Source organism: Streptomyces sp. NPDC006134 (genome assembly GCF_040628835.1).
Taxonomy (GTDB): Bacteria; Actinomycetota; Actinomycetes; order Streptomycetales; family Streptomycetaceae; genus Streptomyces.
This window is the reverse complement of the sequence record NZ_JBEXTV010000022.1, coordinates 59,579-71,069: the sequence shown is the minus strand read 5'-3', so window position 1 is coordinate 71,069 and position 11,491 is coordinate 59,579. Positions and strand designations below refer to the sequence as shown.

14 protein-coding genes are annotated in these 11,491 nt (G+C 70.5%); 7 read left to right on the top strand and 7 right to left on the bottom strand.

Translation table 11 applies throughout. From position 1 onward, the window contains the following. The first annotated feature begins 180 nt into the window (after positions 1–180). Both groES and groL read left to right on the top strand, forming a co-directional pair. Positions 181–489 (top strand): co-chaperone GroES, encoded by a 309-nt coding sequence (gene groES, locus ABZ340_RS16785; RefSeq protein WP_190206047.1) that lies wholly within the window; start codon positions 181–183, stop codon positions 487–489. Between the two features lie 130 nt (positions 490–619). Further along, positions 620–2,248, top strand: coding sequence for a chaperonin GroEL (groL, locus tag ABZ340_RS16780; protein ID WP_358782527.1), 1,629 nt, complete (start codon positions 620–622; stop codon positions 2,246–2,248). 87 nt (positions 2,249–2,335) lie between these two features. Here groL and ABZ340_RS16775 read toward each other — a convergent pair whose 3' ends face one another. The 4 genes from ABZ340_RS16775 to ABZ340_RS16760 form a co-directional block, all read right to left on the bottom strand. Beyond that, positions 2,336–2,764 (bottom strand): ATP-binding protein, encoded by a 429-nt coding sequence (locus tag ABZ340_RS16775; protein ID WP_358782526.1) that lies wholly within the window; start codon positions 2,762–2,764, stop codon positions 2,336–2,338. Between the two features lie 116 nt (positions 2,765–2,880). Then, positions 2,881–3,318, bottom strand: coding sequence for a PIN domain-containing protein (locus tag ABZ340_RS16770; protein WP_358782525.1), 438 nt, complete (start codon positions 3,316–3,318; stop codon positions 2,881–2,883). 13 nt (positions 3,319–3,331) lie between these two features. Next, entirely contained in the window at positions 3,332–4,084 is a 753-nt protein-coding gene (locus ABZ340_RS16765) for a hypothetical protein (RefSeq protein WP_358782524.1), read from the bottom strand. 251 nt (positions 4,085–4,335) lie between these two features. Continuing rightward, positions 4,336–5,274, bottom strand: coding sequence for a hypothetical protein (locus tag ABZ340_RS16760; RefSeq protein ID WP_358782523.1), 939 nt, complete (start codon positions 5,272–5,274; stop codon positions 4,336–4,338). A 263-nt stretch (positions 5,275–5,537) separates the two neighbouring features. Here ABZ340_RS16760 and ABZ340_RS16755 point away from each other — a divergent pair, with 263 nt between their 5' ends. After that, on the top strand, positions 5,538–6,380 hold the full coding sequence (locus ABZ340_RS16755; RefSeq protein WP_358782522.1) for a helix-turn-helix transcriptional regulator: 843 nt from the start codon (positions 5,538–5,540) through the stop codon (positions 6,378–6,380). Further along, positions 6,377–6,583 (top strand): DUF397 domain-containing protein, encoded by a 207-nt coding sequence (locus tag ABZ340_RS16750; RefSeq protein WP_358782521.1) that lies wholly within the window; start codon positions 6,377–6,379, stop codon positions 6,581–6,583. The genes ABZ340_RS16755 and ABZ340_RS16750 overlap by 4 nt, the downstream gene beginning before the upstream one ends. Positions 6,584–6,640: 57 nt before the next feature. On the opposite strand, the gene ABZ340_RS16745 is transcribed toward ABZ340_RS16750, so the two are convergent. Continuing rightward, positions 6,641–7,414, bottom strand: a complete 774-nt coding sequence (locus ABZ340_RS16745) for an SDR family oxidoreductase (RefSeq protein WP_358782520.1) — start codon at positions 7,412–7,414, stop codon at positions 6,641–6,643. A gap of 97 nt (positions 7,415–7,511) precedes the next feature. Next, positions 7,512–8,180 (bottom strand): MOSC domain-containing protein, encoded by a 669-nt coding sequence (locus ABZ340_RS16740; protein ID WP_358782519.1) that lies wholly within the window; start codon positions 8,178–8,180, stop codon positions 7,512–7,514. An 80-nt stretch (positions 8,181–8,260) separates the two neighbouring features. Between ABZ340_RS16740 and ABZ340_RS16735 the strand changes: the two genes are divergently transcribed. Continuing rightward, positions 8,261–9,157 carry a LysR family transcriptional regulator gene (locus tag ABZ340_RS16735; RefSeq protein WP_358782518.1) on the top strand — a complete coding sequence of 299 codons (897 nt, stop codon included), beginning with the start codon at positions 8,261–8,263 and terminating at the stop codon, positions 9,155–9,157. 86 nt (positions 9,158–9,243) lie between these two features. On the opposite strand, the gene ABZ340_RS16730 is transcribed toward ABZ340_RS16735, so the two are convergent. Next, positions 9,244–9,573, bottom strand: a complete 330-nt coding sequence (locus ABZ340_RS16730) for a WhiB family transcriptional regulator (RefSeq protein ID WP_358782517.1) — start codon at positions 9,571–9,573, stop codon at positions 9,244–9,246. 381 nt (positions 9,574–9,954) lie between these two features. On the opposite strand from ABZ340_RS16730, the gene ABZ340_RS16725 reads away from it, so the two are divergent. Beyond that, the gene (locus tag ABZ340_RS16725) at positions 9,955–10,566 is read left to right on the top strand and encodes a response regulator transcription factor (protein WP_003948568.1); all 612 of its coding nucleotides are present in this window, start codon (positions 9,955–9,957) and stop codon (positions 10,564–10,566) included. 263 nt (positions 10,567–10,829) lie between these two features. Then, positions 10,830–11,417, top strand: a complete 588-nt coding sequence (locus tag ABZ340_RS16720) for a sigma-70 family RNA polymerase sigma factor (protein WP_358782516.1) — start codon at positions 10,830–10,832, stop codon at positions 11,415–11,417. The last annotated feature ends 74 nt before the right edge of the window (positions 11,418–11,491 follow it).

Here is an 11,491-nt window from a genome sequence, read left to right as displayed (position 1 = left end):
CCCGCAATTGGCACTCCGCTTGACCGAGTGCTAACGACGGTCATAGTCTCGGCTCTGGCACTCCCCCCGGGAGAGTGCCAACAACGCGACGGGCAGGTCCGGCACCCGCGACGACGGATCGACCTGGTCGCCACCTCAGACAGTTAACCCCGTGAGATCTCCGAAGGGGGAGGTCGGATCGTGACGACCGCCAGCTCCAAGGTTGCCATCAAGCCGCTCGAGGACCGCATCGTGGTCCAGCCGCTGGACGCCGAGCAGACCACGGCCTCGGGCCTGGTCATTCCGGACACCGCCAAGGAGAAGCCCCAGGAGGGCGTCGTCCTGGCCGTGGGCCCGGGCCGCTTCGAGGACGGCAACCGCCTTCCGCTCGACGTCAAGGTCGGCGACGTCGTGCTCTACAGCAAGTACGGCGGCACCGAGGTGAAGTACAACAACGAGGAGTACCTCGTCCTCTCGGCCCGCGACGTGCTCGCGATCGTCGAGAAGTAAGTCGACGCCAAGTCGACCTCACCTCGACTTCTGCTCACGCTGCGCCCCGGCCCCCCGCGACCGATAACGAAGCCGGGCGCCGGGGCGCAGTCGCTTTTCATCCCAGATTTCCGAGAGGGCTCCCGCTGCCATGGCGAAGATCCTGAAGTTCGACGAGGACGCCCGTCGCGCCCTCGAGCGCGGCGTCAACAAGCTTGCCGACACGGTCAAGGTGACGATCGGTCCCAAGGGCCGCAACGTCGTCATCGACAAGAAGTTCGGCGCCCCCACCATCACCAACGACGGTGTCACGATCGCCCGCGAGGTCGAGATCGAGGACCCGTACGAGAACCTCGGCGCCCAGCTCGTGAAGGAGGTGGCGACCAAGACCAACGACATCGCTGGTGACGGCACCACCACCGCCACGGTCCTGGCCCAGGCGCTGGTCCGCGAGGGCCTGAAGAACGTCGCCGCCGGTGCCTCCCCGGCGCTGCTGAAGAAGGGCATCGACGCCGCGGTCAAGGCCGTCTCCGACGACCTGCTCGCCACGGCCCGCCCGATCGACGAGAAGTCCGACATCGCCGCCGTCGCCGCGCTGTCCGCCCAGGACCAGCAGGTCGGCGAGCTCATCGCCGAGGCGATGGACAAGGTCGGCAAGGACGGTGTCATCACCGTCGAGGAGTCCAACACCTTCGGCCTGGAGCTGGACTTCACCGAGGGCATGGCCTTCGACAAGGGCTACCTGTCGCCGTACTTCGTGACGGACCAGGAGCGCATGGAGGCCGTCCTGGAGGACCCGTACATCCTCATCCACCAGGGCAAGATCTCCGCCATCGCGGACCTGCTGCCGCTGCTGGAGAAGGTCATCCAGGCCAACTCCTCCAAGCCGCTGCTGATCATCGCCGAGGACGTCGAGGGCGAGGCCCTGTCGACCCTGGTCGTCAACAAGATCCGCGGCACCTTCAACGCCGTCGCGGTGAAGGCCCCGGGCTTCGGCGACCGCCGCAAGGCGATGCTCCAGGACATGGCCGTCCTCACCGGCGCCACCGTCATCTCCGAGGAGGTCGGCCTCAAGCTCGACCAGGTCGGCCTGGACGTGCTCGGCTCCGCCCGCCGTGTCACCGTCACCAAGGACGACACCACGATCGTCGACGGCGCCGGCAAGTCCGAGGACGTGCAGGGCCGCGTCGCGCAGATCAAGGCCGAGATCGAGACCACCGACTCCGACTGGGACCGCGAGAAGCTCCAGGAGCGCCTCGCGAAGCTGGCCGGCGGCGTGTGCGTGATCAAGGTCGGCGCCGCCACCGAGGTGGAGCTGAAGGAGCGCAAGCACCGTCTGGAGGACGCCATCTCCGCGACCCGCGCCGCGGTCGAGGAGGGCATCGTCTCCGGTGGTGGCTCCGCCCTGGTCCACGCCTCCAAGGTCCTGGAGGGCAACCTCGGCAAGTCCGGCGACGAGGCCACCGGTGTCTCCGTCGTCGCGCGCGCCGTCGTCGAGCCGCTGCGCTGGATCGCGGAGAACGCGGGCCTGGAGGGCTACGTCATCGTCTCCAAGGTCAAGGAGCTGGAGAAGGGCAGCGGTTACAACGCCGCCTCCGGCGAGTACGGCGACCTGATCAAGGCCGGCGTCATCGACCCGGTCAAGGTCACCCGCTCCGCCCTGGAGAACGCCGCCTCCATCGCCTCCCTCCTCCTCACGACCGAGACCCTGGTCGTCGAGAAGAAGGAAGAGGAAGAGGCCGCCGCGGGCCACGGCCACGGTCACGGCCACGCCCACTGAGCGAATCGCTCGCAGCTCGCAGAAGGCCCGGCACCTGGGGTGCCGGGCCTTCGCCCTTGCTCCGTACGACTGCCGCGTATGGCCGCTTCACACGGGGCAGCCGACGACGGCCCACACCGTCTTGCCGGGCGCCCCCGGCCGCCGGGCAACCCCCCACTCCTCGGCCAGCGCCGCCACGAGGACGAGCCCGCGCCCGCCGTCCGCGAGGGGCGCTCCCTCCGGCGCGGGGCCGGGCAGCCGCTCCCCCCGTACGTCGCTCACCTCCACCCTGACCCGCACCTCCCCGTCCCTGATCAGCCGCAGCTCGGCGTCCCGTCCGGGCACCCGCCCGTGGGTGACGGCGTTCGCGGCCAGCTCGGCGACGACCAGCTCCACGGCGTCGTGGGCCACGGAGCCGTACGGCCATCCCCAGGCGTCCATCTGGTGCGCGGCGAGCCGCCGGGCCAGACGGGCGCCGCGCGGGGTGGCGGTGAAACGGAGGGTGAAAGAGGTGTCGGTGGTGAAAGTGGTGGTCATGTACCGAAGATCCCGCCGGAACGGGCCGCCGACCAGGGAATCCGGGCCTACGGACGGCTTCTGTGGAGGCGGGGGCGGGGCTTGTGGGGGCTGTCGGGCCTTGTTTCCTGCCAGGGTCAGGTGGGGTCCGACGTGGCGAAGAGTCCTTCGCCCCCGAACTCGAAGGGCATGCGCAGCAGCACGCCCCGGTACACGTCACCGGGCGTGAAATCGCGGAAGTTGCGTGTCATCAGGACATCGGCCTTGACGAAACACGCACATGCCAGATGTACCGCGTCGGCTCCCTTGATCTTCGGTCGTTCGGCCGTGATGTCGTTCGCGAGGAGACCGACGCGCCGAGTCACTTCCACGAGAGTGATGTAGGGCTCCTGGAGAAGTGTCCGGATGCGGAGCCGGTGGTCGCTGTCACTGCTTCCTCGGGCCTCCGCCAGGGTGAGCGTCGAGGTGTAGAGCCGTACGTGTCCTGCTCTGCCCGCACGCAGCACGCTCTCCGCCTCCCGCGCGCTCCCCGTTCCCTGGGCCCAGTCGATGAAGCAGTTGGTGTCCAAGTACACCGAGTCAGGGCGGTCAGTTCTCCCCACGCAGGGCCTCCACATAATCCACTGCGTCCTGGCCGCCGGTCATGTCCGGCCAGAACCCCGCCCGCAGTTCGTCATCCGACAGCTGCGGCTCCGTCGGCAGTAGCTCGATGTCGGTTGCCCGCATGCGGACGCTCTGTCCCTGCGCGTTCTCGGTGATCTCTCCGGTGACCTCCACACGATCCCGCCGCCACGCCCGCCGGAGTTGGGGGTCGAGATCGTCGGAGAAGTAAACGGGGATCACCTCTCCATCGACCTCTGTCCGCAGCAGTGCCCGGGGATGCTGCTGTCGCCTGCCCTCCTCCAAGCCGCTGAGGCGTCCTCGCCGGGAACCGAAGGTGCGGAAACGCGCCTTTGTCGCGGCGTCCAGATGCAGTGCGGCTCGCTGAGTGACCTCCGCCGAGCGAAGCACCTCCCCGTCTCCTCTGGCCGCGACGAACATGCCGACGTCCGGAGACGCTCCGAGGGAGCGGGCGATGCGCCGCCCGAGGGACGCGGCCCGGAAGGTCCAGCCGGTGGGGATACGCGCCTCGGACTCTGCTTCGCAGAGTCCTGTCACCGCGGTGCGTACCACGCGTTCCACGACGTCGTAGGTGGAGTGTTCGGCGATCCGCAGTGGTTCCAGCACACAGGCGACGCTGCCGAGCCGCAGGTCGTTGAAGGTCCAGCGGGTACCTTCGCCGTTCGGCCGAGCGGTCTCCGCGATCTCCAGCTCGCGCAGGAGGGACAGCATGGTCTGCATGGTCCGGAGGGAGTCCTGGGCGTCCATGCCCGCATGGGGCCCGCGCAGTCTCAGCGCCAGCTCAATCCGCATGCAGCGCCTCCTCCCGTCGCTTTCGCCGTAAGCCGTCACGGTATGCGAAGCCTGCCACCATGCTGGTGCCCCTCCCCCGAATCTGTCATGTGGAATCGAGGCTATCGAGGAGCACAGGCATGGATCAGTGCTTCGGTCCTGGGCGCCCGGGACCGAAGCGAGGGCAAAGGCCGACGGGTTCACGCGGGCAGGGCGGAGCGGATCATGCAGTCCGGGCACAGGGTCTCCTCTCCGGCCGGCCGGAAGAGCGTGGGCTGGACGTGGTCGCCCGTGCACTCGCGGGTGCCGGACAGGCGGGCGGACAGGCGTGGGCCCGAAGGCGGCGCGGGTACGGACGGTACGGGCGTCGTCGGCACCGGTGGCACTGGTGGCACCTCGCGCAGCAGGTGGCGCAGCAGGCCGCCGGGGCGGCGGACGGGGGTGCCGTCGTCGGGCAGGCCGCGCAGGATGTGCGTGCGGACGGCGGCGGGCGGATGCCCGGCGGCCAGCCAGCGGGCGGTGAGCCGGGTCAGCTCGGCGCACATGGCGCGGGGGACGTGGCGCAGGTCGGGGGAGAGGCCGGGGAAGGCGTCGACGAGGGCGCGGGCCGCGTCGAGGAGGTGCGGGGGCTCCTGCCCGGGCTCCCCCGCGGGGGGTTCGGGGGGTTGGTGGGAGGTGTTCTCCCCAGGATCTCTGTCTGGATGACCGCCGGTGGACGGGCCGGTCGGCTCACCGGCGGCCGGGATACGGGCACTCGGTGCGAGCTGCGGCGATACGCGCTCGGCGGTGGTGTCCCCGGCCCCCACGGGCATCCGCGCGAGGATCTTGACGGCCTCGGCGGCGCTCAACGGGACACTGGACACGAGCTGCTGGGTGACCCAGTGCCCACCCGGCCCCTGGACGCGCCGCTCGTGCACGAAGCCCTCCTCCTTGAGCTGGCGTTTGGCCCGGGTGAAGGCGCAGGCACCGATCCGGGCCCGTTCAGCCGTACGGGAGAGGGGTTCGCGCGCGCCCGGAGGGAGGGAGAGCTGCCAGGTCAGCAGACGGACGGCGTCGGAGGAGAGGCGAGGGTGCCGGATGATCTCGTGGGAGAGCTGGGTGAAGGCGCGCGGAGGCGCGATATGGTGCCGGTAAATCACTGTGGGAGCTCCTGACTTCCACTGGTGGTCCAGGCCCTCGCGGACGGGTGCTAGCCGTCGCGGGGGCCGATTCATGTTCTGGTGTCGAGGCGACGGTAGCGCACGTGGCGTGTTCACGCGTACGCGTTGAGTGAAGAAAGCTTTTGCTGAAAACGTTCACTCACACGAATCAACTTGCCCCAGCCTGGCGGCCATTGACGCATGGGCGTCCTAGGCTCCGGCCACCGAGAGTGGCTGGACCGACGGCAAGGGGACGAGACGGCATGGACGTGGGCGCGGACTCGGGCACGGGCGGGGTGGAACCAGACCCCAGCGGGCAGTTCCTGCGCTGCTTCGGGCGTCAGATGAAACTGCTCCGGGAGGCGGCGGGGATCACGCAGGCGCAGCTGGGCGAGCGGGTCGGGTACGGCGAGGCGCAGATCGCGGCGGTGGAGCAGGGGCGGCGCATCCCGAAGCCGGAACTGATCGACGCGGTGGACCGGGTGGTGGCGGCCCGCGGCGTGCTGGCGGCGATGAAGGAGGAGGTGGCGAAGGCCCGGTATCCGTCGTTCTTCCGGCGGTACGTGCAGGCGGAGGCGGAGGCGATCGAGCTGCACGCCTACGTCCCCCATGTCATCAAGGGCCTCTTGCAGACGGAGGATTACGCGCGAGCGGTCTTCCGTATGTGGCGCCCGCTGCTGGACGATGAGGCGATCGAGCAAGGCGTGTCGGCGCGGACCGAACGGCAGCGGCTCTTCGCCCGTCGTCCGGCACCGCTCCTGAGCTTCGTCATCGAAGAACACGTGTTGCGACGCCCCTTGGGCGGACGGGAAGTCTGGCGGGGCCAGCTGGAGCAACTCCTGATCTACGGGCATCAGCGCAACGTCGAGATGCAGGTCATGCCGACGGAACGCGAGGAGCACGCCGGTCTGGCCGGGCCTATCACATTGATCCACTCAAAGGATCAGCGCAGGATGGCTTACATGGAAGTGCAGGACGTGAGCGCCCTGTACACGGAGCCGAAGAAGGTCAGCCCCCTCGAAGCGATGTACGGCGTTCTGCGAGCGCAGGCGTTGACGCCCAGAGAGTCGCTGGTCTTCATCGAGAAACTGTTGGGAGAGCTATGAAGGCAAGCAGCCCCGAGCCTGCCACCGGCGAACTGCACTGGTTCAAGAGCAGCTACAGTGCGGGCAACGGAGGCGACTGCGTCGAGATCGCGGACGCCGGTACGGCCGTACTGGTCCGCGACTCCAAGCGGCCCAAGGAGGCGTTCCTCTCCGTCGGTACCGCGTCGTGGTCCGCGTTCGTGCGGATGGCCGCGCGCCGCTGACGTCACGGCAGAGGGGCGGCCGGACGCCTGTCCGTCCGGCCGCCCCTCATGCAACGTCTACCGCGGCCCGTACTTCCGCCCCGTCTTCGACGTGATCCCGCCGAGCAGCCCGCGCGGCGCCAGCTTCGCCGCCCCCATCAGCGCCTTGTAGCGCGGGTCCGGGACGGACACGGTCCTGCCCCGGGCGAGGTCGGTGAGCGCCGCCGCCACCACCTTGTCCGCGTCCAGCCACAGCCAGCCGGGGATGTTGTCCGTGCCCATCCCGGCCCGCTGGTGGAACTCGGTGCGCACGAAGCCGGGGCAGAGCGCCATCAGCCGTACGCCGCTGCCCGCCAGGTCCCGCGCCACGCCCTGGGTGAACTGCACGACCCACGCCTTGGAGGCGCCGTAGGTCCCGCGCGGTACGAAGGCGGCGACGGAGGCCACGTTGACCACGCCGCCGCGGCCCCGCTCCCGCATCGCCTCCGCCGCCGCCGAGGTCAGCCGCAGTACCGCCTCGATGTGCACCTTCAGCATCCGCAGCTCGTCGGCCATGGGGACGTCGAGGTAGCGGCCCTTGTTGCCGAAGCCGGCGTTGTTGATCAGCAGGTCGACGGGGTTCCTGCGGTCGCCCAGCCGGGTGGCCACCGCCTCGATGCCGTCGTCGGTCGCCAGGTCGGCCGTCAGGACCTCCGCCTCGATGCCGTGCCGGTCGTGCAGCTCGGTCGCCTGCACGCGCAGCCGGCCGGTGTCGCGGGCCACCAGCACCAGGTCGTGCCCGTCGGCGGCCAGCCGCCGAGCGAACGCGGCGCCGATGCCTGCCGTCGATCCCGTAATCAATGCCGTTGTCATGGCGCAAGATTAGTGACCCGGACCGGGTTCATCCGTTTGCTCACAGTCCCTCCCGATCGGTGAAGCACGGGTGAAAGGCAGGGCCCTTGAGTGACCGTCAGGCTCCGTGCCGGTCCACGTACGCGCGCGCCGCCGCCAGCGCCTCCGGGTCCAGCGCCTCGCCCGCCGCGAGCAGCCGCGGCAGCAGCTCCCGCTCGGTGGTCACGGCCCGGAACTGCAACGCCACCGTCACCTCGTGCTCCGGCCGGTGCACGATCTCGACCGGGTCGCCCGCCTGGATCTCGCCGGGCTCCACCACCCGCAGGTACGCGCCCGGCGCCCCCTTCCGGGTGAAGCGCTTCACCCACTGCTTCTCACCCAGATGGCCCTGGAACGTACGGCAGGGAATCCGCCCGCAGGTGACCTCCAGCACCACCCGGGGCCCGACGCGCCAGCGCTCGCCGATCCGCGCGCCGGAGATGTCCAGTCCCATGGTGGTGAGGTTCTCGCCGAACGATCCGTTCGGCAGCGTCCGGCCCAGCTCGCGCTCCCAGTCGTCCAGGTCCTCGCGGGCCATCGCGTAGACCGCCTGGTGGTCGCCGCCGTGATGGCGGGTGTCGCACACCGCGTCCCCGGCCAGCCCGCTCGCGCCCACGCCCTTCGGCCCCGGCGCCGCCACCCGCACCGGCCCGTCGGCCGGTCGTTTGTCGATCCCGGTCAGGCCCTGCGGCTGATCCGTGTACGGCACGGCCTTCGGGCGGCCCAGGTTCACAGTCAGAAGCTTCATGGCGGCACGGTAGGGGACCGGGTACCAAAGCGTCGACGCAATATTCGTGGTCGCGCCAAAGGCTCCCTTATCCTTTGGGTGTGATCGAAGCCCGTCACCTCCGCGTCCTGCGCGCCGTCGCCGCCACCGGCTCCTTCTCGGCGGCCGGGCGCGAACTGGGGTGCACCCAGCCCGCCGTCAGCCAGCAGATGAAGGCCCTGGAGGCATCCGTGGGCACGCCGCTGCTGGTCCGCAGCGGACGCGAGATGCGGCTGACCCAGGCCGGCGAGGCGCTGGTGCGGCACGCCGCCGGGATTCTCGCCGGGCTGACGGCGGCCGAGGAGGAGGTCGCCGCCATCGCCGGGCTGCGGGCGGGCCGGGTCCGGCTGGTCTCCTTCCCCAGCGGCAGCTCCGCCCTCGTCCCCACCGCCCTCGCCGCGCTGCGCGCCGCGCACCCCGGCACCCGGGTCTCCCTGGAGGAGGCCGAGCCCCCCAAGTCCGTCGAACTGCTGCGCGAAGGCGACTGCGACGTGGCGCTCGCCTTCCGCTACGCGGGCGCGGCGGGCGCCGAGGAGTGGGAGGACCTCGTCGTACGGCCGCTGCTGACCGACCGGCTCGTGGCGCTCGTACCGGAGCGGCACCGTCTCGCGCGGGCGCGGTCCGTCGCCATCGGGGAGCTCGCCCAGGAGCCGTGGATCGCGGGCTGCCCGCGCTGCCGGAGCCAGCTGGTCGAGGTGTGCGAAGGGGCCGGTTTCACCCCCCGCATCGACTTCGCGACCGACGACTACCCGGCCGTCGTCGGCCTGGTCGGCGCCGGTCTCGGCGTGGCCGTCCTGCCCCAGCTCGCCGTCGAGTCCGTACGGCCGCGCGGGGCGTGCACGGTCGCGCTGGAGCCGGCGGTCGAGCGGCAGATCGTCGCGCTCACCCTGCCCGACCTGGCCCAGGTCCCGGCGGTGGCGGCGACGCTGGAGGAGCTCGCGCGGGCGGCGGCGCGGTAGTTCCCCGCAGGGAGCACAGAGATCAGGGCACGCGTGGGCGTGCCCGAGGGGTGTTGAAGAAACGTTCCTTTAACTACTCGTCGCGGTCAGTCGTTCGAAGCGGCGTCCCCGCCGGTGGCCGAGGCCGACACCAGCCGGTGACGGGCCCGTCCCATGAGCTCTTCGCGCTCGTCCTCGGTCAGCCCGCCCCACACGCCGTACGGCTCTCTCACCGCCAGCGCGTGCGCCGCGCACTCGGCGCGGACCGGGCACCTCATGCAGACCTCCTTGGCCGAGTTCTCGCGAGCGCTTCGGGCCGCACCGCGCTCGCCCTCCGGGTGGAAGAAGAGCGAGCTGTCCACCCCGCGGCACGCAGCCAGGAGCTGCCAGTCCCACAGGTCCGCGTTCGGTCCGGGAAGGCGGGAGAAATCTGCCATTGCGTGACCCCTTGTAGCCGATCTGGGCGGATACGGTGTCCAAGACCGTACAACTACGATCTAAGGAGATGAAAATATGACTCATTGCGAATCTAGCCGCAGACACTGGCGAAGCGGAAGAAAAGGGTCTAAATGGGGCATAGCTTGTGATGAAAGGTGGCGGGTCTGGCGCGCATGTCTGCACCGTGTTCGCACCCTCACGTAGAGTGCCGAAAATGGCATACGGCCCCGTAACTCTTTCGAGTGACCGTCGTTGAGTGTGCGGAGGCGGTTGAAGGAACAAGCGCTCGGGCGGGCGTCCGAGACGGTCGACCGCACAGGTGACGATTTCGTACCAGCCTGGAGGCTCAAGGTGACGTGCATCAGCTGCGGAGGACGGCCATGACATCCGTCCTCGTCTGCGACGACTCCCCGCTTGCCCGAGAGGCGCTCCGCCGCGCGGTGGCGACCGTGCCCGGCGTCGAGCGCGTGACGACGGCGGCCAACGGCGAGGAAGTCCTCCGCCGCTGGGGCGCCGACCGCTCGGACCTGATTCTGATGGACGTACGCATGCCCGGTCTGGGCGGCGTCGAGACCGTCCGGCGGCTGCTGTCCGCCGACCCCGGCGCGCGCATCATCATGCTCACCGTCGCCGAGGACCTGGACGGCGTGGCCCTCGCGGTCGCCGCCGGTGCCCGGGGCTACCTCCACAAGGACGCCTCGCGCGCCGAGCTGCGCGCCACGGTCACGCAGGCCCTGGCCGACCCGACCTGGCGGCTCGCCCCGCGCCGGCTGCGCTCCGCCGAGATGGGCGCCGCGCCCACGCTCACCGCGCGTGAGATCCAGGTCCTGGAGGGCATGAGCCACGGCCGCTCCAACGCCGAGATCGGCCGCGAGCTGTTCCTCTCCGAGGACACCGTCAAGACCCACGCCCGGCGGCTGTTCAAGAAGCTCGGCGCCTCGGACCGGGCACACGCCGTGGCGCTCGGCTTCCGGTGGGGCCTGGTCCGCTAGGCCCGTCGTGAGCTCTGACGGGGGCAACCGGAACCCCGCCTGCCACACGGTGGGCGGGGACGGCAAGGGGGCCCGCCGGGTGCCCGCTGCTCGTTTCGGCGCCGATGCCGCATCCTTGAGGTGTGGAGTTCCTCGGGGACGAGTCGGTCGAGCGGAAGGGGAGGGCGCAGGGGATGAGTTCCGGCGCACCTGCTCATAACGCTTCGGTGCACAACAACGGGCGCGGTGCCGCGGACCGGACGGCCGCAGGGCACCATGGACCGATGCGCGACGACGATGCGGTACCCGCGGAAGGGACCATCGGTGCGCTCGTCCACCGCGCCGTCGACGGGGACCAGCAGGCCACGCACGACCTGCTCGCCCACGTCCACCCCCTCGCGCTGCGCTACTGCCGCACGCGCCTGTCCCGCCTGCCGGGTGACGCCCGCCACTTCGTCGAGGACCTCGCCCAGGAGGTCTGTGTCGCGGTGCTGCTCGCCCTGCCCCGGTACAAGGACACCGGGCGCCCCTTCGAGGCGTTCGTCTTCGCCATCGCCGCCCACAAGGTCGCCGACCTCCAGCGCTCGGCGATGCGCCACCCCGGCTCGACGGCCGTCCCGTCCGACGAGATGCCCGAGCGGCCCGACGACTCCCTCGGCCCGGAGGAGCGGGCACTGCTCAGCAGCGACGCCGAATGGGCCAAGAAACTCCTGGCCAACCTGCCCGAGAGTCAGCGGGAGCTGCTCCTGCTGCGCATCGCGGTGGGCCTCACGGCCGAGGAGACCGGCCGGATGTTGGGAATGTCACCCGGCGCGGTCCGGGTGGCCCAGCACCGGGCGCTGAGCCGGCTGCGGGCCCTCGCCGAGCAGTAGCCCCAAGGCCCCTGCCCTTCCGACGGGCGGGCGCCGCGACCGGTCTCGTACGAACATACGAGACCGATGCGTGT